The following is a 2,121-nucleotide window of genomic DNA, read 5'->3' on the forward strand; positions in this document are numbered from 1 at the left end:
CGTAGGAGGCGCGCATGGCGGTGATCAATGAGCCGCTCGACAGCCAGATTTCGTGGCCGGTGCGGATTTCGGAGGTGACCGCGACGAACGGCTTGGCAAGGTCCTCGAAACGAATGCCGGCCATGTGCTCGCGCAGCCTTGCATCGAGCTTCATACCGCCGAACAGGCCGCTGCCGCGCAAATTGAGATCGAGCAGGCCGAAGATGCGGCGCTTGGTCAGGCTGCGGGCGAATTCTTCGAGCTCGTCCAGTTTGCCGGCGAGATAGCAGCCGCCGACCAACGCGCCGATCGAGGTGCCGGCGATCATCGACACTTCGATGCCGGCTTCGTCGAGCGCGCGCAGCACGCCGATATGCGCCCAGCCGCGGGCGCAACCGCCACCCAAGGCGAGCGAAATGGCTGTTTTCTTCTGGGAGTTGGTTTCGGACGCGCCGCCTGACGAGGATAGGCCGTTGGCCTCCCTGACATCTGGTCTGTTACGCAATGACGCCCACTCGAGCATCATGATCTCCCTTGTCCCACGGCTACTATACGAGCGGGCCGTATCGAAATGATGAATCTGTGTGGTTGGTGTCAGGCAGAAGGTTCAAGCTGGTGGTTTCCGATACGTGTTTTCCGTATCGAACAGCGGCTTGCTGCCGTCGCCGGCAAGCGTCCCCTTGCCATCGATCAGCCCCACCGTCCGATAAAAGCATGAACGCCGGCCGGTGTGACAGGTTGCGTCGTGGCCCAACACTTTGACGCGCAACCATATGGCATCCTGGTCACAATCCGTGAGCATCTCGACGACATGCTGAAAATTGCCTGATGTTTCGCCCTTTTTCCAAAGCACGTTGCGCGAGCGCGACCAGTAGTGGGCGATGCCGGTCTCCAGCGTCAGTGCCAGTGCTTGCGCATTCATATGCGCAACCATCAACAGCATGCCGTCTCCGGCATCGGTGACGACGACCGTGACCAGCCCGGCTGCATCGAAGCGCGGCGAGAACACCGCGCCTTCCTCGAGCGCTTTCTTGTCCGACGGAGCTTTTGGAAATTCCAGTGCCGACATCGCCGGTCCATTTTCCTCGTTGACCATGATCTTGTCCGAAAACCGGTCTCCACTTTTCGGGATCATGGTCTGATGGCCGGCGAGGGCCATTCAGATCCCGCCGCCACGCACCATGGTCACGAAACGAACCTGCTCTTCGGGCGTATCCTTGAAGACGCCGGTGAAGGTCGAGGTCAGCGTAGTTGAACCCTGCTTGCGGATGCCGCGCATGGCCATGCACATGTGCTCGGCCTCGATCATGACGGCGACGCCGCGCGGATTGAGCACGTCCTGGATGACGCCGGCGATCTGCGCCGTCAGCGCCTCCTGGGTCTGCAGGCGGTGGGCGAAGATATCGACGACGCGGGCGATCTTGGACAGGCCGACAACCTTGCCATCCGGCAGATAGCCGACATGCGCCTTGCCGATGATCGGCACCATGTGGTGCTCGCAATGCGAATGGAATGTTATGTCCTTGACGATGACCAGGTCGTCGTAGCCGGCGACCTCCTCGAAGGTGCGGCCGAGCTCGTCCGCCGGGCACATGTCGTAGCCGCCGAACATTTCGCGATAGGCCTTTGCCACCCGCTTCGGCGTGTCGATCAGCCCTTCGCGGTCCGGATTGTCGCCGGTCCAGCGCAAAAGCGTGCGCACGGCGGCTTCGACTTCGGCTTCGCTTGGCCGGTCGGTGACCGGCTTTTCCATATAGGCTGACTGTGGCATGAGCTTCTTGATGACGGCATCCATAAAGGCGTCTCCCGTAGTCCCTCTCGGCGGAGGAACGAGTTGAACGGACCACGACCTTTCGGTGTCGGAAACTCGCCCCGTTTCCAGCCCCGTAAGTGGCGTGAACTTCCCGGCAAGGACATTGGCTTTCGTCGTTCTTGTCGATACCGGACTGCCAGCATTATATAAGGTCATAGCGAGCGAAAGGAAGACACGACAGCGGCAATCGCTGTTCGCTTGGCGGCGACGGATTGGAAAATAATGATAAACGAGGTCTACAACGCGAAAATTCTCGGTTTTGCCGGGAACATTGGCCGCATCGGCCGTCTCGATCATCCTGACGCGACCGCCAAGGCTCACTCCAAGCT

General features: G+C 60.4%; 3 protein-coding genes and 1 pseudogene. 1 reads left to right on the plus strand and 3 read right to left on the minus strand.

What is annotated here, in order from left to right:
• The 3 genes from EN750_RS31270 to folE form a co-directional block, all read right to left on the minus strand.
• On the minus strand, window positions 1–505 hold a 505-nt coding region (locus tag EN750_RS31270; RefSeq protein ID WP_189526587.1), incomplete at its 3' end, for a patatin-like phospholipase family protein.
• Window positions 506–586: 81 nt separating this feature from the next.
• Window positions 587–1,048 (minus strand): phosphoribosyl-AMP cyclohydrolase, encoded by a 462-nt coding sequence (gene hisI, locus EN750_RS31275; RefSeq protein WP_127399016.1) that lies wholly within the window; start codon window positions 1,046–1,048, stop codon window positions 587–589.
• Window positions 1,049–1,138: 90 nt separating this feature from the next.
• A complete protein-coding gene (gene folE / locus EN750_RS31280) occupies window positions 1,139–1,774 on the minus strand; it encodes a GTP cyclohydrolase I FolE (RefSeq protein WP_127399015.1) in 636 nt (211 codons plus the stop codon).
• 240 nt (window positions 1,775–2,014) lie between these two features.
• Here folE and EN750_RS41095 point away from each other — a divergent pair.
• Window positions 2,015–2,121 (plus strand): annotated as a pseudogene (locus EN750_RS41095) (iron-sulfur cluster assembly scaffold protein); the annotation flags it as partial.

The sequence above is a fragment of the Mesorhizobium sp. M7A.F.Ca.ET.027.03.2.1 genome, assembly GCF_003999175.1.
Classification (GTDB): Bacteria; Pseudomonadota; Alphaproteobacteria; order Rhizobiales; family Rhizobiaceae; genus Mesorhizobium.

Coding starts and splice junctions, on each gene's coding strand:
- hisI (WP_127399016.1), bottom strand. CDS start 1,048: ATGTCGGCACTGGAATTTCCAAAAGCTCCGTCGGACAAGAAAGCGCTC.
- folE (WP_127399015.1), bottom strand. CDS start 1,774: ATGGATGCCGTCATCAAGAAGCTCATGCCACAGTCAGCCTATATGGAA.